The organism is Thermodesulfatator autotrophicus (assembly GCF_001642325.1).
GTDB classification, from domain to species: Bacteria; Desulfobacterota; Thermodesulfobacteria; order Thermodesulfobacteriales; family Thermodesulfatatoraceae; genus Thermodesulfatator; species Thermodesulfatator autotrophicus.
Genome location: NZ_LSFI01000026.1, coordinates 15,018 through 40,560 on the forward strand (window position 1 = coordinate 15,018; position 25,543 = coordinate 40,560).

A 25,543-nucleotide genomic window follows, 5' to 3' on the forward strand; every position below is an offset into this window, starting at 1 on the left:
TTTTAAACTTTTTATTGAAGGGGCCTTTATGGCCCCGATTTTTTCAAACCTAAGCAGGGTGACGTTCACGATATTCTTTAATATCTCGCTTCCAACCGCCCTCAACTTCTTCTTCTTTCCAGAAGACGTAGGGGTTAGAGCGAGGTTCTTTAATCATCTGAGGTACGTGCTTTAATTTCACCGTTTCTACAAAGTTAGCCAGACCTACGCGCTGCATCAGTTCACCAAGACGTTCACGGTTCTTACCTTCTTCCATCCAGAACATCCAGACGTTTTCAATGATTTCCTTGAGCTCATCATAAGGGGGCTCAAGACGAATAAAGGGTACTATAACCGTAGAAAGCTGAGCACCTTCAAGAATAGGAGCTTTAGCACCCATAAGAATGGTAGCCCCAGTATCTGTTCCAGGGCGGAGAGCTTCAGGCATTACGTTAATACAATGCATGCAGCGGTTACATTCTTTATTGTTTATATGAAGTTTTTCACCATCCCAGTACATGCACTGGGTGGGGCAAAGGTCAATAACTTCCTTTTGAATATCAAATTTACCCCAGTCGCGCCCAGCATGAGCACCAGCATTGGGCTTAAGTTCTCCACCCACATAAGCTTTTACAGCTTCCTGGTCAATCCGGATATCGTCAATCCAGGTACCAATAATAGAAAAGTCAGCACGAGCAATAGAAGCCACACAGTCATTAGGACAACCAGAAATCTTGAACTTAAACTTATAAGGGAAGGCTGGACGGTGAAGCTCATCCTGATAAGTCATAGTTAAGTCATAACAAAGTTCCTGGGTATCAATACAACTCCACTCACAACGGGCCTTACCCACACAGCAAGCCGGAGTACGCAGGTTTGAACCAGAGCCACCAAGGTCCATCTTGAGCTGGTGAGTTAAATCAAAAAATACAGGTTCAAGCTGCTCAGTAACAGTACCCAGGAGAATAATATCACCAGTTGACCCGTGGAAGTTCGTCATACCACTTCCACGATGGTCCCACATTTCGCAAAGTTTGCGCAAGGCAGAGGTGTGATAAAACTTAGAAGCGGGCTGGTTTACACGAATGGTGTGAAATGCCCAAATTGCAGGAAACTTGTCCTGCTGATCAGAATAGCGGCCAATAACACCACCACCATAACCAAAGACGCCAACGATACCACCGTGCTTCCAGTGTGTTTCCTTGTGCTTGTAGGAAAGTTCAAGCTGGCCTAAAAGGTCGAAACAGGCCTGTTTCTTGTGTTTTTCACCGTACTGCTCAATGTCATCTACAAAGCTTGGGAAGGGGCCTTTCTTCAGTTCTTCCATCATTGGGGTGTCATGTTTTTTAATTTCCGACATCAATTAACCTCCTTGAAGAGTTTTTCTACTCCTTGTTATGGCGAGCCTAGTAAGATTTAAATTCTATGTCAAGGAAAAAAGAAGGCTATTATTAGGCATTTTTTCTTAAAAATTTTGCATATTCTTTTAAATCCTAATCCAGGTAAAAACAAAAAGATTTTTGATCATTAAAAATTCAAGCAGCAATAATAGGATGCCAGGCTTGAAGTAGATCTTCTTTTTCTTTTTTAAGGATAAGTATAATTTTGGTTAACTCATTTTTATTTAAAGGAAGAGCTTTGGGCCACTTAGGCAGCTTATTGTAACCTTCTTCAGGTACAAAACCTGCTGCCCTGGCAATAAGGTCAGCCTTAAAAATAAAAGCTGCTCCTTTATCTATTTTTCCATTTTGAACTGGTTGATGATGATTTTTTATGGCTTTTACAAAATCTTCAGAAAAACACCATTTTTGGGCTATATATCCTCCGATTTCATCATGAAGAACTCCTATTTCTTTTTCTGCTTCATAAAAAGAACAACCCTTTGCCTCTTGAATAGCTAAAATTTTCAAAAAATGGTCTGGCAAAAAAACAGCTAACACCAAACGACCGATATCGTGTAACAACCCTACGGAATAAAGAGTTTCTGCCTCGCTTTTTTCAGCCTCTCCCAACAAAAAAGCTGCCCGAGCCACCCCTATAGCATGTATCCATAAACGGAGCATATCAAACTTTTTAAAAGTAGCCGAAGGTTTAAGGATATAGCTTAAAGCGCTTGCTAACACAATATTACGCACCTCTCCAAAACCCAAGCGCACAATAGCCATTTTGAGACTCTTTGTCTCTCCACTGGCAGAGGCATAAAGGGGAGAATTTGCCAATTTTAAAATTTTAGCGGCTAGGGATTGGTCTTCATATATGATTTTTTCAAGTTCTTTAGCCGAAGCATCCTTTTCAATAGCACTTAAAATTTTTTGACTTGTTTGAGGAAGAGTAGGTAATTTATCAAGCCTTTTAGTTATTTCTGCAAGTCTTTTTTCATCCATCAACTCTTTTTTCGGAACTTTTACTTAAAAAACTTAAATCAAAAAAATTTTTTAAAGTTTTCTTTTTGGAGGTCCGAAAAAAAGAGTGATGGCTATGATGGTTCTTACTTCAGAAAGAGTAAAAAAATTAAAAGGAGTGCTTAAAGAGCAATTATTATCTATCGGGGTCTCATTGGCTATCCTGATAGATGAAGCAGGAAATGTTATTGCTTCTTCAGGTAAAGAAAACGGGGTTGATACTACCTCTTTAGCAGCCCTGGCTGCAGCTAACTTTGGAGCAACGGCCCAAATTGCCAAGCTTTTAGGGGAAGAAGATTTTTCTATCCTTTATCACAAGGGCAAAAAAGATAACATCCATTTTAGTCGAATAGGTAAAGAATTTATATTGGTAACTATATTCACTGATGAAACCCCTTTGGGGCTAGTTCGTTTAAGGGTAAACCAGATATCTCAGGACCTTCTCAATTTATTAGTAGAGGACGATTAGCAGGTGCTAAATGGCTTTAATAGATCTTCACAAAAGAGAAATACACTGCAAAATTGTTTACTACGGTCCCGGGCGCTGCGGGAAAACTACCAACCTTTTTTATATCTACAACGCCGTAGCCGAAAAATACCGTGGTAAACTTTTAACCATTGAAACCAAAGGAGATCGCACTCTCTTCTTTGACCTTTTACCCATAAACCTTGGGAAAATCCACGGTCTTGATATACGTATTCAACTCTACACCGTCCCTGGGCAAGCCCATTACCGGGCCACCCGGAAACTGGTTTTAAAGGGCGTTGATGGCATTGTATTTGTAGCAGACTCTTTGAGAAAAAGACGAGAAAAAAACATAGAAAGTCTCTTGGATTTAAGAAATAACCTCAAAGAATATGGTTTAACTCTAGAAGAAATACCCCTAGTCTTTCAATACAATAAAAGAGACCTGGTTTCAGTAAATATCCCTCTTTTAACCATAGAAGAATTAGAAAACGATCTTAATAAAGAACTTAAAGCTCCTTATTTTGAAGCCGCTGCTGTCAAAGGAGTAGGCGTCTTTGAAACCCTAAGGGAAATAAGTAAACGTACCGTCAAATACGTAGCCAATAAATACATTTTTGCCAAAAAAACAGCTAAAGCCCAAGGAGGCATTTTATGAGCCTTCCCAATGACAAAGACTTTGAATTAGCAGTTGACAAAGCTATAGACGAAATTTTTGGAAAAATAGAACCTTCGTCCTCAAAAGCAGCTGACGAAGAAGAGGTAAAAGTTCAACTCGAGCTAGAACCTCTTAACGAAATAGAACCTTCTCTCGAAGCCGAAGATAACAAGGTAATAAATTTCCCACAACTTGAAGAAACTTTGCGGCTGGTTTCTGAAGAAACTGATGAAGAAGAAAAAGAAGGCGAAACCCTCAGTCAAAAAGACCTTGAGCGAATTGCTGCTTCTCTTCTGAGTCTTGAATGGGAAGTCACACCTGAAACCTCTTTTGAATTTTTAACTACCTTAGAAGAAATAAAACAAAAAGCAGACCAGGATCTTTATCCCATATTTGACTTGCTATATGAAGTAGGCCAATGGCTCAAAGAAAGGCCAGAAGAAGCACGCCCTGAATGGCTACATTTCCTCCATCAAGGAATAGTGGCCTTAAACTTAATAGTTATCCATGGAAAAGAGATAGACCCTTATATTAAACAATTACAATCCGCTCTCAAAAAACTAAAACAAGAGCCTGAAACACAGGAAGACAAAGTTAAAAACATCCTCATTAAACAATTGGTATATGATTATCAACGCTTTTTAATGCTAAAATGGCTTTTCAGCCGTTCCCCTAAAACTAAACATTGGTTAGGGCTATGTCAGAAATCCATTAATGAAATAGAAGAAGTTATTAAAGCCCTTCCACCAGAAGAGCAACCTGATTTAGAAAAAATAAGAGAAAAAGTTCTCCAGAAAACTAAAACCACTAAAAAAACTTTTACCAGAGAAAAAACAGTTTCTAAAGAGCGAGAACCAAAAATTTATCAAAAAGAAAATATTTTTAAAGAAGGCTATCATTGCTTTGTAGATGAAGAAGAATTTATCGTCCCAGCTTCTCAGGTAGCCTATTTTGGTCCTTTTAAGCCGGGGTGGGAAAATAAAATAAAAGATGAAAAATTCCCTCTTATAACCTTGCTTGGTTTTTGGCGTTTCTTTTCTTTCATAAAACTCAAAAATAAGTTTAAAGGAGATTTATCTAAAAAAAACGAACAAGAACTAAGAAGTATGTCTTTACCTGTAATTAAAAGGGCAGAAGAGCCGGAATTCATTATGATTCTTTGGAAAAATAACCGCGGAGGTGTTCTTTTATTGAACGAAGCCGTCTTTATAGAAATCCCTGAAAAGAGCTTTAAAGTGAGCAAAGGAGATAGTCAGGTTGTTTTCATAGAAAATAAAGAATTTCCAATTGTAAAAATATAATGAATGCACCAAATTTTGAACAAATACTAAATGAAGCAGAAGTTTACGCTTCTCAGGGACTTTATGATGAAGCTATTTTAGCTCTGGAAGTCCTTATTTCTCAATACGAAGAAGATATTTCTCAAAATGGCCTTAAAGAAAAAATTTTAAAACGCATAGAAGAAATTAAAGAGTTAAAAGAGCAAAAAAAATTAGAAGAAGATTTGCCTATTGAAGTAGAAGCTTCTGAAGAAGAGCTTATCCAAGAAGCTCAAGTTCTTAAAGAAGGCGGCTTTTATGAAGCAGCTCTTGAAATTTTTGAGAATTTAATTAACGAAGGGTCACAAAACCCGGAAGTTTATCGTGGTCTAGCTGAGTGCCTTCTTGAACTTGACCGCTTTGAAGAAGCCATAAATACCATCAAACTAGCCCTAGAAATCCCTGAGCTCACCTTAGATGAACACGCTGCTTTAAATTATCTTCTAGGCAAGGCTTATGAAAAGCTAAACAAAATAAAAGAAGCCCTTGATGCCTATAGTAAAGCCTACCATTACAACACCCATTATTTAGATGTTGCCCAAAAAATTGAAAAACTAAAAGCCCTTCAGGAAAAATTTGGACGTCTGCAACTCCTCTTCGCCAACGGTATCCTTGACGAAAAGACTTATGAAGAAGCTAAAAAAATAAGCCAGGAAACAGGAAATAGCCTGGAATTTGTGTTAATAGAAAATTTCGGTATCCCCAAGTCTGATATTGGTCAGGCTTTGTCAGAATATTATGGTTATCCTTTTGTTGAGTTTAACGAATTAAATTTAGGGCCTAAACCTTCCTGCCTTGCAGGAATAAAAGAAAGTTTTTTTAAGCAAAATGTTTGCATACCTATTGAAGAAAGTGATGAACGAATTGTTCTCCTAATGGAAGATCCCTCTGACAGCATGCGCCTTGACTTAATCCGCCAAGTGCTAAAGGCCCAAAAGTTTGAAATAAAAGTAGGGATAAGAGAAGATATTTATAAGTTCATAGATTATTTTTACGGCAAATCTGACTTTGATCTCCCTGAAGACCTTTCTGAGCTTGAAATAGTTGAGGAAGAAGAAGACCAAGAGATTACAGAAGAAGATCTTTCAAACAGTGTCGTTGTTCAGTTAGCTAACCATATTTTAGAAGAGGCTTATCGCAAAGGGGCCTCTGATATTCACATAGAATCTTTGCCAGGTAAACGCGGTGCTCAAGTACGCTACCGTATAGATGGTGAGTGCCACCTGGTACGTAAAATCCCTTTTGCCTACAAAAGGCCGCTTATTTCCCGTATAAAGATCATGGCCAATCTTGACATCGCTGAAAAACGCCTACCCCAAGACGGGAAAATCAAGTTCAGGCTGAAAAACGCCTACCCCAAGACGGGAAAATCAAGTTCAGGCTCAAAAACGGTCGGTCCTTTGAAGTACGTGTAGCCACCATACCCACCATTGAAAATAATGAAGACGTGGTCATGCGAATTTTGGCCTCAGTAGAGGCTATGCCTATTGATAAACTTGGTTTAAGAGAAGAAAACCTTGAGGCCTTCAAAAAGTTATTGCAAATGCCCTATGGGCTTATTTTGGTAGTTGGGCCTACAGGCTCGGGTAAAACCACCACCCTACATGCTGCCCTGGGATATATTAATACCCCCAACAAAAAAATCTGGACCGCGGAAGACCCGGTAGAAATCGTCCAGGAAGGTTTACGTCAAGTCCAGGTTAAACCTAAAATTGGGCTTGATTTTGCTAGGGTGCTTAGGTCTTTTCTAAGAGCAGACCCTGACATCATAATGATTGGTGAAACGCGAGATGAAGAGACCGCTCGCACGGTAATTGAAGCTTCTTTGACTGGACATTTAGTCTTTACTACCCTTCATACCAACAGTGCTCCTGAAACAGTTACCAGATTATTAGGCATGGGTATGGACCCTTACAATTTTGCTGATGCCCTTCTTGGCATCCTCGCTCAGCGTCTGGCTAAAAGGCTTTGCCCTAATTGTAAAGAACCTTACCAACCATCAGAAGAAGAAATAGACCTTTTGATAGAAGAATACGGAGAACATCCTACCACTCCGCTTACCAGAGAAGCTTTTAAAGAAGCCACTCTCTTCAAGCCTAGAGGTTGTTCCTCTTGTAACAATACCGGTTATAAAGGCCGTTTGGCCATTCATGAACTACTGGTAGCCAACGACGAGATAAGAGAACTCATCGTAAAAAACGCCCCGGTTCATGAAATAAGAGACGCCGCCATGAGAGCTGGCATGCTTACCCTAAAACAGGATGGTATCTGGAAAGTGCTTCAAGGTCTAACTGACCTGAAACAAATCAGAGCTGTCTCTATCAGATAAAAAGGAAACCTTTGCAAAATCTTAAAAGTTTACTTTGTCACTCCGAGTAGGCCAAAGGCCACGAAGCAGTCTCAGAGGGTCTTAAGGAAAGATTGATTAGTCAATATTTTTGCAAAGGCTTCAAAAGGATATTAACAAAAATTCTAATGTTATATTCAGATCACCATGGCGACGGTGTCGCCTCGCGACAAGGATTGCTTTGCCACTTCGTGGCTCGCAATGACAAAAACATTAGAAAAAGCTAGCGATGACTCAGAAGGAAGAGGCCTTGCCATGACAAAAAGAGAATGTGGAGGTCTGCGGTGACATCCCATTGGTCACCGCGAGAGAATATCAACTTATCACTGCGGGGAGACCCTTCGCTCTCCCCGGGGCAAGCGAAGCAATCTTTTGGTATTTTTTCCGAAAAATTTATTAACCTCCATGCCCCTGTGGGGCAGGGGGGTTAATAACGAAAAAGGCGAGTTATAAGGCTTTTCAATAGTTCTGCTGGAAAAAGATAAAATAGGGCCAACGCAGAGAGTATAAACCACCACTTCCCAGGAATAGAAACAGTATGCAAATACTTATTAAAAAACGGGCACTGAACAATAACAACTTGAGAAATTACCATAAAAAGAACACTTAAGTTCAGCCATTTGTTGGCAAAGGGATTGAATTTCCAGATATTCAAATATTCTGACCGCGAGACATAGGCCACTGCCACCGCCATAAGAACAAAACCTGTAAATAAAACTGTCTGGGCAAATATTACCGATTGCGAACTGGAAAGAGCATAATCAAAGACTGGTAATAAAAAAAGAGCTATAAGCACAGAAAAAACCGTAATTAAAGCAACAAGCCTCCTGGTAAAAACTCCTTCTTCTGGCGGCCTGGGGGGACGTTTCATAAGATCTGGTGAAGGTGGATCCACCCCCAAAGCGAGCGCTGGCGGCCCGTTAGTGACCAGGTTAATCCAGAGGATATGAATAGCCGTAAGAGGAAGAGCTAGCCCTTTTAAAAAACCTGCTATCAACACCAAAATTTCTGAAAGGTTAAAGCTCAACAGAAATAACATATATTTTTTGATGTTATCAAAAATAGTCCGGCCCTCTTCTACCGCTGCTACGATAGTAGCAAAGTTATCATCAGCGAGAATGATATCTGAGGCCTCTTTAGCCACCTGGGTACCGGTAATGCCCATAGCAATGCCAATGTCAGCGGCCTTTAAGGCCGGGGCATCATTTACCCCGTCACCGGTCATAGCCACCACATGGCCCTCTTCTTTCAAAAGCTTTACTAGACGAAGCTTATGAGATGGAGAAACCCTGGCAAAGATGGAAACCTCTTTCAGCTTTTCCTTTAACTCCTGGTCAGAAAAGGTTTCTACCTCTTTGGCCGTTAAAACAAATCCTGAACTTCTTTCTGAAACAATACCCAAATCATATCCTATAGCCAGGGCTGTCTTGGCATAATCTCCGGTTATCATGATTACTCTTATGCCAGCTTCTTTGCACTTTTTAACAGCTTCTCGCACCTCTGGCCGGGGGGGATCTATCATGCCCTGGAGCCCACAAAAAATAAGATCTTTTTCTATCTCGGTCTGAGAAGGCATGTGCTCTGTCTCACGAAAAGCAAAGGCCATAACCCTTAGGGCCTCATCGGCCAGGTTATCAGTTATCTGGACCAGTTTTTGTTTCTCTTTACTCGTAAAGGGAAGAATCTGATTATCTTTCTGATAGTGAGAAGAAACATCTAAAATGCTTTCAAGGGAACCCTTGGTCAAAACCAAGTAACGCCCGTTTGCCCTCTCACGCACCACCACGCTCATTCTTTTACGGTCACTATCAAAGGGAACCTCTGCTACCCTTTCAAAGGCCTCTGGCTTAAGGCCTGCTTTAAGGCCGGCCACAAGAAGGGCTATCTCAGTAGGGTCTCCTATAAACTTCCCGTCTTCTAAACGGGCATCGTTACAAAGAAGACCTACTAAAAGAGTATGATAAAGGTCTGGGTGATGAAATATATCTACTGGCTTTCCCTGGTATAAAATCTGCCCCTGAGTTTCGTAACCTGCGCCTGTAACTTCAAAGAGTTTGTCTCCAGCCCATATCTTTTTAACTGTCATTTCATTTTTGGTAAGGGTGCCGGTTTTGTCCGTACAGATAACCGTGGTAGAGCCAAGGGTTTCCACTGCCGGGAGACGTTTTACAATGGCCCGTCGTTTAGCCATACGCGAAACACCTATAGCTAGGGCAGCAGTAACTACAGCGGGGAGAGACTCAGGCACGGCTGCCACTGCCAGAGAAACACCCCAGAGAAACATCTCAAGCCAGGAATGTCCTCGCATTATACCAAAGGCCGCCGCCACCGCGGCTACGATTAGAGATAAAACTCCCAGCCAGCGGCCTATGACTGCCAGCCTTTTTTCAAGAGGGGTCTTTTCTTCTTCCACCCCTTTAAGCATATGGGCGATTTTTCCAAATTCTGTGGCCTTTCCAGTAGCCACCACCAGGCCAAGGCCTCGGCCATTAATCACCGTGGTGCCAGCAAAGGCCATATTGCGTCTATCAGGAAGGGGAGTTTCTGGAGGTAAAATAAGAGACGCGTCTTTGGTTACCGGGATAGACTCTCCCGTAAGAGGGGCTTCGTCAATTTTAAGGTTTACGCTTTCCACCAGACGCACATCAGCGGCTATTTTGTCCCCTGCTGTAAGCACCAGAATGTCTCCAGGAACCACCTCACGAGCTGGAATTTTAAGATGTTTTCCTTCACGAACAACCACCGCCTCAGGAGCAGCCATCTCTTTTAAGGCGGCCAGGGCCTTATCCGCCTTCCACTCCTGAAGAAAACCCAATATCCCACAGGCCAAAATGATTAACAGTATGACTACAGCTTCTATTTTATCTCCCACCAGCAAAGAGATACCTGCTGCCACAAGCAAAATAAAAATTAAGACATTGGCAAACTGAGCCAGAAAGAGTTTTAGGGGAGACTTTTTAGGAGACTCTTCCAGTTCATTGGGGCCATAGATTTCAAAACGTTTTTTGGCTTCTTTCAAGGAAAGACCTGAAAAAGATGATTCCAGAAAACTAAAAAGTTCTTCTAGCTTAAGACTATGGGGGGTTGAGGGTAACCTGGCCACAATATTAGTTTTAAGAAATAATTAAGGGGTAGGCAACAAAATATTTACCTACCCCTTAGCATCGTTATTAATTTACCAAATTGTTACACGGTTTTCTTTTCGCGTTTCATGGCTATAAGCCCGGTACGGACTATTTCTTTGATGCCCAGAGGTTTTAAAAGTTCAATAACAGCTTTGAGCTTACTTTCAGGCCCGGTAACTTCAATGGTGTAAGTCCTTGGGCTTACGTCCACCACCTTGCAGCGAAATATGTCACACATCCGCAGAACTTCAGCTCTGGTATCTTTTTCAGCCTTTACCTTTATAAGGGCCATTTCTCTTTCTACAAATTCAGACTCTTCAGTAACATCAACCACTTTATAGACATCAATTAAACGGCGTAACTGCTTGATTATCTGTTCAATAATCATTTCGTCACCATGAGTGACCAAAGTAAGATGAGAAAGAGTAGGGTCAAGAGTTTCCGCTACACAAAGACTATCAATATTAAAACCTCTGCCTGTAAAGAGCCCAACAATACGAGCCAGGGCCCCAGGAGTATTTTCAACCAGCACTGAAAGAGTATGCTTTCTTTCCATATGCCTCTCCTTATACCAGAATCATTTCCGTAGTAGCCCGCCCTGCGGGAACCATGGGGAAAACGCCTTCTTCAGGCGCAATATGAATGTCAACCAGCACCAGGTTCTTGGTTTCAAGGGCCTTCTTTAAAACAGGCTCAACTTCTTCGGGCTTGGTAGCTCTTAAGCCAACCGCTCCGTAAGCCTCTGCCAGTTTGACAAAGTCAGGAATAGTAGCAAACTCAACGGCAGAGTAGCGCCGGTCATAAAATAACTCCTGCCACTGACGAACCATACCTAGATAACCATTGTTAAGAATGATAACCTTGATAGGTAAACGCTGGTCAATAGCCGTGGCCATTTCCTGAATGTTCATTTGAATAGAACCGTCTCCGGCAAAGTCTATAACCAGCTTATCAGGGTTGGCCATTTGAGCGCCAATAGCCGCCGGGAAGCCATAACCCATAGTCCCAAGACCACCTGAAGAAAGAAGCGTGCGTGGTTTGTCAAACTTCCAGAACTGGGCTGTCCACATCTGGTTCTGCCCGACCTCTGTGGAAACAATGGCATCTCCCTTGGTGAGCTCGTACATCTTTTCAATAACAAATTGAGGCTTTATGTATTCTCCTTCTTGCTTGTAGGAAAGCGGATAGCGCCTGCGCCAGATGTCAATCTGTTCCCACCACTCCTTGAACTGTTCTTTCCAGAGCTTACTGGGACGCGCCACACTCTTAACAACCTCAAGGAGTTTAGCCAAAGAGCGCTTACAATCACCCACAATGGGAATGTCAACTCGAACATTCTTTTGAATAGAAGTTGGATCAATATCTATGTGTACAATCTTAGCCATGGGAGCAAAGGCATCAACTTTTCCGGTAACTCTATCGTCAAAACGGGCACCTACCGCAATGATGAGGTCACTGTTAGCCACCGCCATATTGGCGTAATAGGTACCGTGCATACCGAGCATTCCCAAAGAATACTCATGAGTTCCCGGGAAGCCTCCCAAACCCATAAGTGTCATGGTAACCGGTATGTGAAGGAGCTCGGCAAGCTCTCTAACCTCTTCGTGTGCTCCTGAAGCAATAACCCCACCACCCACCAGAATTACCGGCCGGGTTGAGGCTTCAAGCAAACGATAAGCCTTCTCCACCTGCCGTTTATTGGGTTCGTAGGTGGGGTTATAACTGCGAAGTCTTATCTCTTCGGGCCAGTGGAACTCGGTTTTTGCCTGTTGGACATCTTTAGGAAGATCAACCAGAACCGGGCCTGGACGACCAGTGCGAGCAATGTGAAAAGCAGCCTTCAAAGTCCAGGCGAGATCTTCCACCCGCTTAACCAGAAAATTGTGTTTAGTACAGGGCCTCGTAATCCCGGTAATATCTACTTCCTGAAAAGCATCATTACCGATCAGTTTGGTAGGCACCTGCCCGGTAAGAACAACCATGGGAATGGAGTCCATGTAGGCGGTGGCAATTCCAGTAACAGTGTTAGTAGCTCCTGGACCAGAAGTAACCAGACAAACCCCTACCTTACCGGTAGAACGGGCCAGGCCATCAGCTGCATGCGCTGCTCCCTGCTCATGCCTCACCAGGACATGTTTCAGGCCTTCGGTGCGATAAAGCTCGTCGTAAATATCAATGACTGCCCCACCTGGATAGCCAAAAATAATGTCAACTCCTTCTCTTTTAAGTGCTTCAACAATAATTTGCGCCCCTGTCATTTTTTTAGCCACTATTTACCTTCCTCCTCCATTTTACGATATTTTTCCACAATAGCTAAAATTTGGTCTTTTAAAGCCAATTTTTGGACCTGTATTTTCTTTTTTTCTACTTCCTCTTCGGCGGTAAGATACGGACGCCGATGAAACTCCTCAAGCCGCTCATCAAGAGCACGATGTTCTTCCACTAGTTTGCGAAGCTCTTCATCTTGCTCAGCATACTTGGCTATTAATTCTTTTTCTTTGTCCATAAGGACCTCCTTTATAGGTTTTGTTTTTTTAATTCCTAAATTTTAAAACGTCAATATATTGTTATTTTTTTCACTAATAGAAAACTAAACCCTGCTAATCCAAAGGATTTTAGAAGCATAACTCTCGTTGATAGCGTAAAATTTCTTTTTGTGAAAAAAATAGCTTTTGCTTTTGACTACATTACAGGCCCATTTTATAATGCCAGACCGTATTTTTATTAATGTATGCCCAAAACAGATGATAATTTTGGAGCGGCCATTATAAGGCCTTTCTTTACCACAATAGGCTCCCTCCTTGCCATTGCAATGTTCCTCCCGCTCATTGCGAATCCTTTCGCCGTCATTGCGAGGCTGCTCTTTTTTTTTCTGTGTCATTGCGAGGGGCGAAACCCCGAAGCAATCTCTCGTTTCCTCTATCTGGTGAGACTGAACCGCTCCACTCGCAGTGACAATGGGGAAATGTTCCTCTCAGTGACAAATAAAGGGAGTCATTGCGAGCGGAGCGAAGCAATCTCAGGGGATTACTTCGTCGCACTTCGTGCTCCTCGCAATGACCCTGTTGTGGGTCACTTCGTCGCACTTCGTGCTCCTCGTAATAACCTGTTGGGTCGCTACGTCGGCTTTGCGGACCTCCTTGTAATGAAAAAAACGAAGTTATTGCACCGCGAAAACGTCGCCTCGTGGCGGAGTTCAGTAGAGTAATGAATACTCCTTTTAATATTATCGGTGCAGGTAAAGCCGTGTTAAACATTTATCTATAACAGAATCTCCTAAAATGTTTTGAACCTCTCTATTTTTTAAATAGAATTTTTCACTTAAAGCGTCTAGTATTTTTTGAAAGTTTTTAAAGGACAAAGATATGTGGGAGATACTTTTAGGACTTGGAGGTTTAGCTATAGGCTTTGGCCTGGCCTGGGTGGTTAGGCAAAAAGAGATAAATCTTCTTGAAGAGCAGCTTCAAGACCTCAAAAGTGAAAAAGAAAAGCTTTCCCAGGAAATAGTAAAGCATATAAATGAAAGCCTTAATGGCCTTTCTGGCCAGATAGTAGAAAAAAATGCCCAGATTCTCGGGCATTTAACCCGCGAAATTTTTGAGGCCCGGGAAAAACATTTAGAAAAACTAACCCTCCCCTTACATGAAAACCTGCAAAGGTTAGAAGAAGAGATCAAACGCCTAGAAAACCAGCGTGCCAGAACTTATGGCCAACTTGAAGAACGGCTCAAAACTTTAGTGGAAGAACATTTGCCAAGACTTGAGAAAGAGACCTCTATGCTCAAAGGTATCTTTCAAAACCCTCAACAAAGAGGGCATTGGGGTGAAATTCAGTTAAAACGTCTAGTAGAATTAGCCGGTCTAGTAGAACATTGTGATTTTAGCTCCCAGGTTACTACAGATAAAGGGTTAAGGCCTGACCTTGTAATTCACCTTCCAGGAGAAAAAGTTTTAGCGGTTGACGCCAAAGCACCTGTATTCAATCAGGATAAAAATATAGCCAGAATTATAAAAGAGCATATAAAGGGCCTGTCTCAAAAGGCCTATTGGGAGGCCTTGCGCCGAGAATTTAAGCGCACCCCTGACTTTGTCATTCTATTTTTACCTGCTGAAAGCCTCCTTTCTGCAGCTTACAAGGAAGACCCAACCATATTTGAATTTGCGGCCCGAAGAAAAGTAATTCTGGCCACGCCTTTTTCCTTACTGGCCATGCTAAAGGCTGTAGCTGTTAGCTGGCAGGAAACAGCCCTCATAGAAAACGCTCAGGAACTCATACAGGCCGCTAGAGAAATGTATAGCCGCCTGGAAAAAGTAAGTAAACATCTAGAAGATCTGGGTAAATCCCTTGAAAAAACTACTATTCAATATAACCAGCTGCTAGGCTCTTTTGAACGGAGACTTCTTCCTTTCGCCCGCAAGTTTGAAAAATTTAGCCTCACCCCAAAGAAAAAAACTTTCTTTAGACCTTATGAGGGAGGAAGAAAAGTAAAGGAAGAGCCAGCATACCCAGAATAGCACTTATGTAATAAGTGGTATGGAGTCCAAATCTGTCAGCGAGAAGACCTATAAAAATTACCATTGAAGACCTAAGCACAAAAGAAAGCATCATAAAGATACCATTAGCCATAGCCGGACTTTCCTTAGCATGCTCTTGAACCAAAGCTAACATAACCGGTGTAGTAGAAAGAAGAGTGGCTCCAGCACCAATTAAAGCTAAAAACTGCCATAAACCATTGGTTTCCAGAAACAGGAAAATAAACCCAGGAGCACCAATTAAAGAAATAGCCAGTGTTTTAGAACGGCCGAGAAAGTCACTTAAGGGCCCTGCGATTAATACACCTACCACCCCTGCGGCTTCAAAGACACTTAAGGCCAATCCGCCGAGGAAGAGATTTCCTCCCCTCATTTTAATATAGGTTGGCAAAAAAGCCGTTAAGGCTCCATGCATAAAACTCCGAGCGGCGATAACACCCGTGAGCGGCAAAAAAATGCGCCTAAAACCGGAAAACATCAGAGGGCCCCTGGGCTTTGATTGATAACTAATAAAATCAACTTTTCTCAAGTGTAAGAAAAGTATTCCGGACATGGCTATTCCAGCAAACATAACCGGCCATAAGCCATCCAGCCCCCAAAGACTCACAAGAGTCACAGCAATAAGCGGGCCTACGGTACGAGCAAGCTCTCCGCCAACCATAAAAAAACTCATAGCCAGCCCTTTTCTAGGGCCAGCCATCCTGGCTATAAGCACAGGGGCCGGCACATGAAACACCGCCACACTTATTCCCACCAGGAAAAGCATTAGAAGAAGAATAAAGTAATTAGAGGCAAGGCCTATAAGGCTCATAAATATGGCCGTAAACATCGGAGCAAAAATTACGAAATATTTAAGGTTCACTCTATCGGCCAAGAACCCTAAAACGGGATTCATCAAAGAAGGAAGCTGAATTACAGCGGCCAAAGAACCACCTCGTGTAAGGGAAAGGGATAGTTTTTCTAATAAAAGCGGCAAAAGAGGTGAAAGAAAAGCAGTATATACATCATGTACGAAATGGGCCAGGGAAAGCAAAAATATTTCTTGAGCCCTGAACTTTTTATCTGAAGGGGCCATAACTCAAAAAGAGGGTTCCGCCCAAAAATGCTATTTAGCTATCTTCTTGGCCACCTCTTTGGCAAAATAGGTGAGAATGATATCAGCCCCTGCCCGACGAATAGAAAGAAGGCTTTCCATCATGGCCCGTTCTTCATCAAGCCACCCCATTTTACCAGCAGCTTTTATCATGGCGTACTCTCCACTCACCTGGTAAGCCGCTATGGGATGGTTGAATTCTTCTCGCAAACGGGCAATCACGTCAAGGTAAGGCATAGCTGGCTTCACCATCAAGATATCTGCCCCTTCTTCTACATCTAAAGCAGCTTCTCTCAAGGCTTCACGCACATTGGCTGGATCCATCTGATAGCTTCGGCGGTCACCAAACTGGGGGGCAGACTCAGCCGCCTCTCTAAAAGGCCCATAAAAACTTGAACAATATTTTACCGCGTAACTCATAATGGGAATATGCGAAAAACCTGCCTCATCAAGGGCCTCTCTAATTCTAGCCACCCGTCCGTCCATCATATCAGATGGGGCCACCATGTCTGCCCCAGCCCTGGCGTGTGAAACAGCTACACGCGCTAATTGTTCAAGGGTAAGGTCATTATCCACCTCTCCGTTTTTGATAATACCGCAATGGCCGTGGCTGGTGTATTCACAAAGACAAACATCAGTGATGACCAGAAGCTCAGGCGCCACTTTTTTAATAGCTGAGATGGCCTTCTGAACCACTCCCTTTTTGGCGTAGGCCTCAGAGCCTATCTCATCTTTTTTAGCCGGAATTCCAAAAAGAATAACCGCTGGAAGGCCAAGGTCTTTAATCTCTTTGATTTCTTCTTTTAATAAATCAACCGAAAAGCGGAAAACCCCCGGCATAGAAGAGACTTCTTCTTTTACGTGTTGACCTTCCACCACAAAAAGGGGATAAACCAGGTGGTTTAATGAAAGTTCAGTTTCCCGTACCAAAGAACGCAAGGTTTCATTTCGGCGAAGACGACGGGGCCTATATTCAGGAAAAAACATAGCTACCTCCCTCTCTAAAATTTACTCGGTTTTCCGATGTGTTTTCTTTTTACGCTTTTCAGGCAAAAGAGCCACTTCAAGCACCTGGTCTACCTGGCGCACTGGTATAAACTCAATTTTACGGCGCATGTGTTTGGGAATTTCCTCAAGGTCTTTCAGGTTTTTCTCAGGGATAATTACTTTTCTAATTCCTTTGCGTAGAGCTGCAAGAGATTTTTCTTTTATACCACCTACCGGAAGGACCTTCCCTCTAAGAGTTATCTCTCCAGTCATAGCCACGTCTTTTGACACAGGAATTTCAGCCAGAGCTGAAATCATAGCCGTAACCAGAGTTACCCCTGCACTTGGCCCATCTTTAGGAATGGCGCCAGCGGGAAGATGGATATGTATATCATATTTTTCATAGAAATTTTTGGGGATTCCCCATTCCCTGGCTTTGGCTCTGGTATAAGAAAGAGCCGCCTGGGCAGACTCACGCATAACTTCTCCCAGTTGCCCGGTTAAAATAAGGTTTCCCTTTCCCTCCATAACCAGTGCTTCTACGTAGAGGACTTCACCGCCAGTCTGAGTCCAGGCAAGGCCGGTAGCTACCCCTATTTCGTCTTTTTCCTGTTCAAGCTCAAAAACATAGATCGGTGGACCTAAATACTTGTGAAGATTCTGGCGTGTTACCCTGAAGGGGCCTTTTTCCCCTTCAGCCATGCGCCTGGCAATCTTTCGGCAGATGGCAGCAATTTTTCGCTCAAGCTCTCTGAGGCCAGCCTCTTCGGTATATTCATTGATGATTTTTAAAATGGTTTCATCTGAAATTTGAATATCTTCAGGTTTTAAGCCATGCTCTTTAAGCTGACGGGGTAAAAGATATTTTTTGGTAATAGCGAGTTTTTCTTCAGAGGTATAGCCAGAGATATAAATTATCTCCATGCGGTCTCTCAAGGCTGGGGGGATAGGATCAGTCATGTTGGCTGTGCATATAAACATCACTTTGGAAAGATCAAAAGGAACACCGAGATAATGATCCACAAAAGAGGTATTTTGCTCAGGATCAAGAACTTCTAGGAGAGCCGCAGCGGGGTCTCCCTGAAAATCGGCGCACAGCTTATCTACCTCGTCAATCATAAAGACCGGGTTATTAGTACCTGCCTGTTTAAGCCCCTGGATGATACGCCCAGGCATAGCACCAATGTAAGTGCGCCGATGGCCGCGGATTTCAGCTTCGTCTCTAACGCCTCCCAGGGAGATGCGCACAAATTTACGCCCCAAAGCCCTGGCAATAGAGCGACCAAGGGAAGTTTTGCCCACTCCTGGAGGCCCCACAAAACAAAGGATCGGCCCCTTGGCCTTGGGGTTAAGCTTTCTTACTGCCAGGTATTCAAGAATGCGATCTTTTACTTTTTCGAGGTTGTAGTGGTCTTCATCAAGTATTTCTTTGGCTCGCTTGAGGTCAAGTTTATCTTTGGTTTGCTTGCGCCAGGGAAGCTCTGTCAGCCATTCTAGATAAGTACGCACAATAGTAGCCTCAGCAGAGTCCGGATGCATCATCTCAAGGCGCCTGAGCTGTTTCAAGGCCTCTTTTTCCACTTCTTTAGGCATACGAGCCTTTTTTATGCGCTCTTTAAACTCCTCTATCTCACGGGAATGCTCATCAACTTCTCCCAGTTCTCGCTTGATAGCCCGCAATTGTTCACGCAAGAAATATTCCCTCTGCGTGCGGCTCATCTCCTCCTGGGCTTCTGTCTGAATCTTGGCCTGCACTGTAGCCACTTCAAGTTCCCGCAAAAGATAGCGATATAGTTTCCGTAAGCGTTCCAGAGGATTAACTATTTCAAGTAATTCCTGGGCTTCACTGGTTTTAAGCCTTAAGTGTGAAGCAATAAAATCAGCTAAACGGCCAGGAGAATCCAGTCCATCAAGGGCGGTGTTAAGCTCCGGTGTAAGCTGACCTTTTAAGGCCAGAATTTTTTCAGTAGTCTCCTTAACTTCTCTTATAAGGGCCTCAGACTCAACGTCTAATTCCTCGGGCTCTTCCTCACGCAGTGGTTCAATTTTTACCTGGAAATAAGGCCTGGTTTGTAAAAAAGCAGTAACCTTGGCTCTGGCAACCGCCTGCACAAGTACTTTAAGGCGGTCATCAGATAGCTTTAAAGTGCGCATAATTACTGCCACTACCCCTGTGTGGTAAACGTCTTCAGGATTAGGCTCATCTACGTCAGGGTCTTTTTGGGTAAGAATGACGATTAAACGGTCAGACTTGAGGGCCCTTTCCACCGCTGCCAGAGATGGCTCTCTACCTATATAAAGAGGCACCACCATGGAAGGAAAAAGGACAATATCGCGAACAGCAAGACAGGGAAGTTCCTCTGGAATTTCGATGTTTTCACCTTCAGGAACTTCGCTTATAACCAGCGTTTCCTCAAATTCACTCATAGGCTTACCCCTATTCAGCGTTTGTTGTTGAGCATAATATAAAATTATAGTTTTTTCATAGTCTAAAAAAGCTAAAAACGAATCTATTTATGTTATGGCGTTTTAAAACTGCGTCGCAGGACTCATCAAATGCCCCGGCAGGTCAGTCATTGCATGGCCTCTCGCTCACTCTGTTATGCGAGGCATCATCAGAGGCTAAATCAATTTCCGAAACGCTTTGCTTATCCCGAGCGCCAGCGAAGGGATCTGGGCTCACTTCGGCAACTATGTCCTCTTTTATGACGACTACATATAAACAGCAAAAGGGCCAGTTGGCCCTTTTGCAGAAAATTTATTTGAACACGGTTTGGCTTATTCTTGGTTTTCTTCTTCTTCCATCTTGACCAGGTCTTCAAAGCGAATATCCATACCAAGCACGCCAACCACTTCTTCGTATTCGTTACGAATAGGTCCTGAAACGGTAAGGCAAAGGGCACTGGTAACTTTTGAAGTGTAAAAATCCGTTACATATACCTTGCCAGTTTTAAAGGGCTTTATAAACCAATCACGATCTGAATAGTCTTCGTCTTTTAAGAGATGTTCATAGCGAGATTTATCTTCTAAATGGGTCACCAGAGGGGTTATTCGTTTACCCTCCTGGTTTATAACATAAATAAATTGAATGTAGGGATGTTCTTCTAACACTTCCCTCAAAAGAGGGACAATCTTTTCCGGATCAAGTGAACGTATTTCCGGTCTCTCAACCAGTTTTTCCACCAGATCTACCAGAAGTTTTGAGGCCTTTTCTTTCATGCGGTCAAGCTCAGAGACGAAAAGTTCTGGAATGTAACGTCTCACCAGATGCATCATTTCTTCGTTAGACATGGGCGTAATGCGCCCGGCTTCGTATTGTTTTATGATTTGTTTGTAAATTTTAGCCACTCCCGGGTGTTTTTTATCAATACGCTTATCTCCTTCAAGGCCAAAGTGGGTGTTTATCCAATAAGCAATACCTGCGGTTCCACTCTTATCCGTAATAATTATGCCTATGGGCCTTTTAAGAAGCTTAAGGGTATTGAAAGGATTATAGATCTCTTCATTTTTAAGCAAGCCGTCGATATGAATGCCAGCTTTGGTGGCGTTAAACTCAGAACCAACAAAAGGCTGATTAGGTGGAATTTTATCTCCCAGCTCTCGACGATAAAATTCAGCTACATCAGTAATAACCGTGGTATCAACACCGTTATGCGTGCCTCTTAAGGAGATATATTCAAATATCATGGCCTCAAGAGGGGTATTGCCGGTCCTTTCACCATAGCCCAGAAGGGTGGTGTTAACCGCGGCACAGCCGTAAAGCCAGGCTGTAGTAGCATTTATTACCGCCTTATAAAAATCGTTGTGGCCGTGCCACTCAAGAAGTTCTCCTGGCACTCCCGCTTCATCAATAAGCGCCCGTACAAGTTTTGGCACACTGCGAGGAAGAGCTGCACCAGGATAAGGAACTGCCACCCCAAGGGTATCACAAAGCCTAATTTTGATATCAATGCCTGACTCTTCCCTTAATTTCATGAGCTCAATAGCAAAAGGAATAACAAAACCGTAGATGTCAGCCCGAGTTACGTCTTCAAAATGGCAGCGAGGAGTAATCCCCTCTTCAAGAGCAGCCTTTACAATGGCCAGATAGTCATTTAAGGCCTGGCGGCGGTCTTTTTTGAGCTTGAGAAAAATATGATAATCAGAACAGGAAGTAAGGATACCTGTTTCCCTTATGCCCATTTCTTTTACCAGTTTTAAGTCTTCGGCCTTGGCCCTGATCCAGGCGGTGATTTCTGGAAAACGATACCCTCGCTCAAGACACTTAATGACGGCGTCCTTGTCTTTTTTGGTATAAAGGAAAAATTCTGTCTGCCTAACGACTCCATTTGGCCCGCCAAGCTTGTGCAAAAAATCAAAAAGCTTAACGATTTGGTCAACCGTGTAGGGAGGGCGTGCCTGCTGGCCATCACGAAAAGTAGTATCCGTAATCCAGATATCTTTGGCCGGCATGGGCATGACATATTTATGGTCAAAATCTACATAGGGGACATCATCATAGGGAAAAACCTCTTTCATAAGATTAGGTTCATCTACATCCTGTAAACGGTGTTGCCAAAATTTAGTATGTTCATGGTCCAATAATCTTCTTTCAGGGTTCCACTTAGGCATAAAAACCTCCTTATTCAATTTCTAGCTCGGGTATGGAAGAGCCTGCTTGACAATTTATCCCTTCTTAACATGAAATTTGTTTTCCTTAAAGAGGCAAGAAGCAAGAAAATAGGATTTAATACTAGTTAGAAATTATTTAAAGTTACAACCCTAGAAGATAACGCAGAGAAACCAGTATTACCACTAGAAAAAGCCCAAATTTTATAGGGTGTTCAGGGATAAACTTCTGGGTTCGAGCTCCAAAAATACCACCAGCCAGGCCCCCTATTCCAAACAAAATACCAAGAAAATAATCGGGTTTAGTCGATAGGCCTTCGGCGCCTATGCCTAGGGCATAAACTATCACGCCGATCACCGATGAAACAAAAGTCCCCATTAAAGAAGCTCCTGCTACGGTGTGAATGGGCAATTTTAATACACTCACACAATAAGGGGCCATAATGGCTCCGCCTCCAATTCCATAAGCTCCTCCAGCAATTCCTACTAGCAGGGAAACACCGAATATCCTGGTCGGAAGAAAGGAATATATTTTCTGGTCAAAACAGAAAGAAACTTCTTTAAGCGATACTTTTAGATAAAAAATGGCTTCTTTTTTAGCAGGGGGTGGCCTTCTCTCTCCATGTAATAAATCTTTGCCCAGACGAAAAGCCAGATAAAGGAGCACCAGCCCGGCAAAGGGTTTAAACCTAGCAGGCTCGGTCAAAAACTTGATTCGTAGAAAGTAACCAAAGACAATTCCCAGGGCACTCCCAGAAGAGATAAAAAAACCTAGGGGCCAGTTAAGCCTTCCTTCACGCGCATAGCGCCAAAGGCTTCCGGGAATGGCAAAAAGGTTATAAAAAAAATTGGTGGCCGAAACCCCAGGGGCTGTATAACCTAAAACACTTATTTGAAAAGGTAGAAGGAGAAAGGCTCCCGTAACCCCGGCCATACTACCAAAATAAGCCAGGCAAAAGGCCACCAAAGGAGGTAAAAATAGCCAAGTTTTTACCCCAGAGATAGGAAAAGTTATTTTTTTAAACAGAAAACCCAAAATATTTTGACTCATTAAAGAAATGTTATCAAAACGTTTATTATTCACAAGTTTAGACTCTTGTAAAATATACTTTATTCAAGAGGCTGCTTCGCCCAGACAGGGGCCAGGGACTGGAGCTAGCAGCTTGCAAATAGAAAATAATAGTAGATGGCATAAATGGCCGATGATATAAACTCTTCTTTGGTATTTAGGACAGTTTACGCTATTATTGCAAGTTCTATCTTTGTCATTATGAGCGAAGCGAAGCAATCTCATGAAGCGAGGTAGTGAGTATGGCGATTTCAAACCTCTGTCTGAATTTTTCTAAATGTTTCAAACTAAAATCCCATGAAAATAGTAAAAATAATCCGTAGGTCACAGGTCCTTAAAAAGCCTGCCTTTGGGTGTTTAAAAGATATCCCAGCGATAAATGTAACCCGAGGATGCCTTCACCGCTGTGTTTACTGTTATGCCAGGGTATTCCCTGAAACCCCTGAAAACGAAGTTCACCTTTACGAAAATTTACCGGAAAAAATAAAAGCAGAGCTTGCTTCCCGAATAAGAAGAAATAGAAAACCAAAAGCCGTAGCCTTTTCCACAGCAAGTGATGCCTTTCAACCCAATCAAGATATCCTAAAAGTGACTTCGGAATGCATAAAAATATTTCTGGAAGCAAAGGTTGCCATTTCATTCCTCACCAAAGGGCGCATTCCAGAAGACATTTTTTCTCTTTTCAAGGAACATAAAGGCTTGATTAAAGCAACGTTTGGTCTGGTAAGTTTGAACTCAGACTATCATAAGCTTTTTGAACCCAAAACGGCATCGCCGTACTTACGTCTAAGGCAAATTGAGCATGCGGCTAGGCTTGACCTGGAGCCTGCTGTGCGCTTGGACCCCATTATCCCTAACGTGAGTGATCGAGAAGAAGCTATTGAATCCATCATGAGACATCTGGCGGCAGCTGGAGTAAAAAGGGTGTCGGTCAGCTACCTAGTACTTCGACCAAAGGTAATTGAACAAATGCAAAAAGAACTGCCAGAAACTCTTTGGCAAAAGATTTTTCCGGCTTATCAAGGAGAACCCTGGTGCCAGGTAATAACTTCGGCTACCACCAAGCTTGCCAGAAGAGAAATAAGGGAAAAGGGTTATGCCCTTTTTAAAAAAATAGGCCAGGCCTTTGGCCTTACCGTTAAAATTTGCGGCTGTAAAAACCCTGATCTTCCCTTTGAATTCTGCACCCCCTGGGATATAAAAGAAAAAGAACCAAGACAGAAGGAGCTTTTTAAGAATATATGAAGCGCTGGCGACGTAAATATTACGATATATTTTCTCATTTTTATGACAAAATCATCTCCCTTCACAGCGGTGATAAACGGGCCTTTTTAAGGGAACTACTGATCAAAAAAACAGGCCTTAAACCCGGCGGGTCTTTACTTGACCTTTGTACAGGAACAGGCGCTGTAGCTATTACAGCCAGCAGAGTTGCCGGGAAAGACGGATTGGTAGTAGGTGTTGACTTTTCAAAAGGTATGTTACGAAAAGCCTGCGAAAAAGCTCAAAAATTAAAAACTAAAAACTTATATTTTGTGTTATCCGATGTAGCCCGTCTTCCCTTTGCTGACGAAAGCTTCGACGCCGTGACCTGTTCCCACGCCATGTACGAACTAGACCCGGCCACCCGAAACGCCGCCCTGAAGGAGGCCTGGCGCGTACTTAAACCTGGTGGCTGTTTTACCATGATGGAACACTGTGAGCCCAAACACCCCTTTATCCGCTTGCTCTACTATATCCGCCTGGCCAGTATGGGGTCTCCAGAAAACCGCAAATTTGCCCGTGATGAAACCCCCTTCCTGGCTCGTATATTTAGAAATGTAAGCAAAGAGATAACCCCCACCGGGGGTTCCAAAATCATCTTAGGGACCAAAGATTAGCGGAGCAACCACCAAGCAAGTCTCATCGCTATTCTAATGAGCACCATGGTAAAAAACGCTTGATCCACCTGAGTTTGACAGTTGATAGGCATATAAAACACCCCTATCCCTTGACACTCAATCATTGTGGAGAATTCACCAAAATTAGGCGTAAGTACTAGAGATCCCCTCTGCAAAAGTTCAGGAACTTTTGCAAATAGTGGATCTTGGTAAGAGAGTCAGATAAGATTTAGTGGTATGTATTTCAGGAATATGAGAGAAGTTAAAAAAGAGTTAATTTTTGCCAGTCGCCAAAGGTGTCCAGTAATATGGATTTATAAAAGTTCTAAAAAACATGAAAAATTGTAAAAATAGAAAACTTATTAAGAAAGTTGCTCATACTATTTTAAAAGAAGCCTTTTGGGGAGATTACACCTATAATGAGGAGGAAATCATTCTGATTCTTTCTGATCCTTCACGACAAAAAGAACGTTTTTTTATCTTTGAGAAAGCTTTTTTAAACCTTAAAGACCCAGCTATTTTAACAAAAGTGTTTTCTGATGAAGAAATAAAGAGCTATCTTAAAAAAATAAGCCCCCATCAAAGATTTAGCTGGCTTTCTCAGCGCATTAAAGTATGGAGAAACATATTTCTGGGAGAAAAAAATGAAATCCCCCGAGCAAAGTGGCGACCTTTATAAATATTATCAAAAAGTTTATCAGGCACAGGACAAAGTCCTTGGGATCGTGTTTAAAAAAAATTTTTCTCATAATTTTTATCTAACAGGTGGCACTGCTCTAAATCGCTTTTACTATCAAGTTCGTTATAGTGATGACCTAGATTTTTTTAATAATGAAAACCAGCTTTTTAGAGAAGACCTCCGATTAGTTATTGATCTTTTTGAGGAAGCAGGGTTTTCTTTTTCAAAAGAAGTTGATTCCCGCGATTTTGTTCGCCTCGTTATCTTTCCTCAGGATATAAGATTAAAAGTAGATTTTGTAAATGATCGTGTTTATAGATACGGAAAATCCTGTTATCTCCATGATATCCGGCTTGATAATGTTATAAAATTGCATTAGCTCAGACTTAATCTGACAGG

At 42.4% G+C, this 25,543-nt stretch carries 21 protein-coding genes; 10 read left to right on the top strand and 11 right to left on the bottom strand.

The window, feature by feature from the left end; translation table 11 throughout:
* Positions 1–49 precede the first annotated feature (49 nt).
* Together dsrA and TH606_RS06230 are read right to left on the bottom strand one after the other, a co-directional pair.
* On the bottom strand, positions 50–1,339 hold the full coding sequence (gene dsrA, locus TH606_RS06225; RefSeq protein ID WP_068542067.1) for a dissimilatory-type sulfite reductase subunit alpha: 1,290 nt from the start codon (positions 1,337–1,339) through the stop codon (positions 50–52).
* A gap of 175 nt (positions 1,340–1,514) precedes the next feature.
* A complete protein-coding gene (locus tag TH606_RS06230) occupies positions 1,515–2,363 on the bottom strand; it encodes an HDOD domain-containing protein (protein ID WP_068542068.1) in 849 nt (282 codons plus the stop codon).
* A gap of 94 nt (positions 2,364–2,457) precedes the next feature.
* Here TH606_RS06230 and TH606_RS06235 point away from each other — a divergent pair, with 94 nt between their 5' ends.
* From TH606_RS06235 to TH606_RS12005, 5 genes are read left to right on the top strand one after another with little or no spacing between them, the layout of a single operon-like run.
* Positions 2,458–2,850 carry a roadblock/LC7 domain-containing protein gene (locus TH606_RS06235; protein ID WP_068542070.1) on the top strand — a complete coding sequence of 131 codons (393 nt, stop codon included), beginning with the start codon at positions 2,458–2,460 and terminating at the stop codon, positions 2,848–2,850.
* Between the two features lie 10 nt (positions 2,851–2,860).
* On the top strand, positions 2,861–3,505 hold the full coding sequence (locus TH606_RS06240; protein ID WP_068542072.1) for a GTP-binding protein: 645 nt from the start codon (positions 2,861–2,863) through the stop codon (positions 3,503–3,505).
* Positions 3,502–4,806, top strand: a complete 1,305-nt coding sequence (locus TH606_RS06245; protein ID WP_068542074.1) for a hypothetical protein — start codon at positions 3,502–3,504, stop codon at positions 4,804–4,806. The genes TH606_RS06240 and TH606_RS06245 overlap by 4 nt, the downstream gene beginning before the upstream one ends.
* Complete coding sequence (locus TH606_RS12000) at positions 4,806–6,239, top strand: ATPase, T2SS/T4P/T4SS family (RefSeq protein WP_068542076.1); 1,434 nt, start codon at positions 4,806–4,808, stop codon at positions 6,237–6,239. The genes TH606_RS06245 and TH606_RS12000 overlap by 1 nt, the downstream gene beginning before the upstream one ends.
* Positions 6,194–7,153 carry a GspE/PulE family protein gene (locus tag TH606_RS12005; protein ID WP_269451049.1) on the top strand — a complete coding sequence of 320 codons (960 nt, stop codon included), beginning with the start codon at positions 6,194–6,196 and terminating at the stop codon, positions 7,151–7,153. The genes TH606_RS12000 and TH606_RS12005 overlap by 46 nt, the downstream gene beginning before the upstream one ends.
* A 445-nt stretch (positions 7,154–7,598) precedes the next feature.
* Here the strand turns inward: TH606_RS12005 and TH606_RS06260 are convergent, their stop codons facing one another.
* From TH606_RS06260 to TH606_RS06275, 4 genes are all read right to left on the bottom strand, one after another.
* On the bottom strand, positions 7,599–10,274 hold the full coding sequence (locus TH606_RS06260) for a cation-translocating P-type ATPase (protein ID WP_082863552.1): 2,676 nt from the start codon (positions 10,272–10,274) through the stop codon (positions 7,599–7,601).
* Positions 10,275–10,357: 83 nt separating this feature from the next.
* Complete coding sequence (gene ilvN / locus TH606_RS06265; RefSeq protein WP_068542082.1) at positions 10,358–10,852, bottom strand: acetolactate synthase small subunit; 495 nt, start codon at positions 10,850–10,852, stop codon at positions 10,358–10,360.
* A 10-nt stretch (positions 10,853–10,862) separates the two neighbouring features.
* Positions 10,863–12,554 carry a biosynthetic-type acetolactate synthase large subunit gene (gene ilvB / locus TH606_RS06270; RefSeq protein WP_068542101.1) on the bottom strand — a complete coding sequence of 564 codons (1,692 nt, stop codon included), beginning with the start codon at positions 12,552–12,554 and terminating at the stop codon, positions 10,863–10,865.
* Between the two features lie 11 nt (positions 12,555–12,565).
* Complete coding sequence (locus TH606_RS06275; protein WP_068542084.1) at positions 12,566–12,802, bottom strand: DUF465 domain-containing protein; 237 nt, start codon at positions 12,800–12,802, stop codon at positions 12,566–12,568.
* Between the two features lie 859 nt (positions 12,803–13,661).
* Between TH606_RS06275 and rmuC the strand changes: the two genes are divergently transcribed.
* Positions 13,662–14,810 (top strand): DNA recombination protein RmuC, encoded by a 1,149-nt coding sequence (rmuC, locus tag TH606_RS06285; protein ID WP_068542088.1) that lies wholly within the window; start codon positions 13,662–13,664, stop codon positions 14,808–14,810.
* Here rmuC and TH606_RS06290 read toward each other — a convergent pair.
* The 5 genes from TH606_RS06290 to TH606_RS06310 form a co-directional block, all read right to left on the bottom strand.
* Entirely contained in the window at positions 14,755–15,903 is a 1,149-nt protein-coding gene (locus tag TH606_RS06290; protein WP_068542090.1) for an MFS transporter, read from the bottom strand. The genes rmuC and TH606_RS06290 overlap by 56 nt on opposite strands.
* Before the next feature lie 30 nt (positions 15,904–15,933).
* A complete protein-coding gene (gene hemB, locus TH606_RS06295) occupies positions 15,934–16,908 on the bottom strand; it encodes a porphobilinogen synthase (protein ID WP_068542092.1) in 975 nt (324 codons plus the stop codon).
* Between the two features lie 21 nt (positions 16,909–16,929).
* Positions 16,930–19,335, bottom strand: coding sequence for an endopeptidase La (gene lon / locus TH606_RS06300; RefSeq protein WP_068542094.1), 2,406 nt, complete (start codon positions 19,333–19,335; stop codon positions 16,930–16,932).
* Positions 19,336–19,686: 351 nt separating this feature from the next.
* Positions 19,687–21,519: a triose-phosphate isomerase gene (locus TH606_RS06305; protein ID WP_082863553.1), complete on the bottom strand. Its 1,833-nt coding sequence runs from the start codon at positions 21,517–21,519 to the stop codon at positions 19,687–19,689.
* 142 nt (positions 21,520–21,661) lie between these two features.
* Positions 21,662–22,600, bottom strand: coding sequence for a sulfite exporter TauE/SafE family protein (locus TH606_RS06310; protein WP_231887751.1), 939 nt, complete (start codon positions 22,598–22,600; stop codon positions 21,662–21,664).
* A gap of 282 nt (positions 22,601–22,882) precedes the next feature.
* On the opposite strand from TH606_RS06310, the gene TH606_RS06315 reads away from it, so the two are divergent.
* The 4 genes from TH606_RS06315 (at position 22,883) to TH606_RS06330 (ending at position 25,523) form a co-directional block, all read left to right on the top strand.
* On the top strand, positions 22,883–23,830 hold the full coding sequence (locus TH606_RS06315) for an SPL family radical SAM protein (protein WP_068542095.1): 948 nt from the start codon (positions 22,883–22,885) through the stop codon (positions 23,828–23,830).
* Complete coding sequence (locus tag TH606_RS06320) at positions 23,827–24,465, top strand: class I SAM-dependent methyltransferase (RefSeq protein WP_068542097.1); 639 nt, start codon at positions 23,827–23,829, stop codon at positions 24,463–24,465. Before TH606_RS06315 ends, TH606_RS06320 begins: the two co-directional genes overlap by 4 nt.
* Before the next feature lie 334 nt (positions 24,466–24,799).
* Positions 24,800–25,144: a hypothetical protein gene (locus TH606_RS06325; RefSeq protein ID WP_068542098.1), complete on the top strand. Its 345-nt coding sequence runs from the start codon at positions 24,800–24,802 to the stop codon at positions 25,142–25,144.
* Positions 25,110–25,523: a nucleotidyl transferase AbiEii/AbiGii toxin family protein gene (locus TH606_RS06330; RefSeq protein ID WP_068542099.1), complete on the top strand. Its 414-nt coding sequence runs from the start codon at positions 25,110–25,112 to the stop codon at positions 25,521–25,523. Before TH606_RS06325 ends, TH606_RS06330 begins: the two co-directional genes overlap by 35 nt.
* The last annotated feature ends 20 nt before the right edge of the window (positions 25,524–25,543 follow it).

Coding starts and splice junctions, on each gene's coding strand:
- dsrA (WP_068542067.1), bottom strand. CDS start 1,339: ATGTCGGAAATTAAAAAACATGACACCCCAATGATGGAAGAACTGAAG.
- TH606_RS06230 (WP_068542068.1), bottom strand. CDS start 2,363: ATGGATGAAAAAAGACTTGCAGAAATAACTAAAAGGCTTGATAAATTA.
- TH606_RS06235 (WP_068542070.1), top strand. CDS start 2,458: ATGATGGTTCTTACTTCAGAAAGAGTAAAAAAATTAAAAGGAGTGCTT.
- TH606_RS06240 (WP_068542072.1), top strand. CDS start 2,861: ATGGCTTTAATAGATCTTCACAAAAGAGAAATACACTGCAAAATTGTT.
- TH606_RS06245 (WP_068542074.1), top strand. CDS start 3,502: ATGAGCCTTCCCAATGACAAAGACTTTGAATTAGCAGTTGACAAAGCT.
- TH606_RS12000 (WP_068542076.1), top strand. CDS start 4,806: ATGAATGCACCAAATTTTGAACAAATACTAAATGAAGCAGAAGTTTAC.
- ilvN (WP_068542082.1), bottom strand. CDS start 10,852: ATGGAAAGAAAGCATACTCTTTCAGTGCTGGTTGAAAATACTCCTGGG.
- ilvB (WP_068542101.1), bottom strand. CDS start 12,554: ATGACAGGGGCGCAAATTATTGTTGAAGCACTTAAAAGAGAAGGAGTT.
- TH606_RS06275 (WP_068542084.1), bottom strand. CDS start 12,802: ATGGACAAAGAAAAAGAATTAATAGCCAAGTATGCTGAGCAAGATGAA.
- rmuC (WP_068542088.1), top strand. CDS start 13,662: ATGTGGGAGATACTTTTAGGACTTGGAGGTTTAGCTATAGGCTTTGGC.
- TH606_RS06290 (WP_068542090.1), bottom strand. CDS start 15,903: ATGGCCCCTTCAGATAAAAAGTTCAGGGCTCAAGAAATATTTTTGCTT.
- hemB (WP_068542092.1), bottom strand. CDS start 16,908: ATGTTTTTTCCTGAATATAGGCCCCGTCGTCTTCGCCGAAATGAAACC.
- lon (WP_068542094.1), bottom strand. CDS start 19,335: ATGAGTGAATTTGAGGAAACGCTGGTTATAAGCGAAGTTCCTGAAGGT.
- TH606_RS06305 (WP_082863553.1), bottom strand. CDS start 21,519: ATGCCTAAGTGGAACCCTGAAAGAAGATTATTGGACCATGAACATACT.
- TH606_RS06315 (WP_068542095.1), top strand. CDS start 22,883: ATGAAAATAGTAAAAATAATCCGTAGGTCACAGGTCCTTAAAAAGCCT.
- TH606_RS06320 (WP_068542097.1), top strand. CDS start 23,827: ATGAAGCGCTGGCGACGTAAATATTACGATATATTTTCTCATTTTTAT.
- TH606_RS06325 (WP_068542098.1), top strand. CDS start 24,800: ATGAAAAATTGTAAAAATAGAAAACTTATTAAGAAAGTTGCTCATACT.
- TH606_RS06330 (WP_068542099.1), top strand. CDS start 25,110: ATGAAATCCCCCGAGCAAAGTGGCGACCTTTATAAATATTATCAAAAA.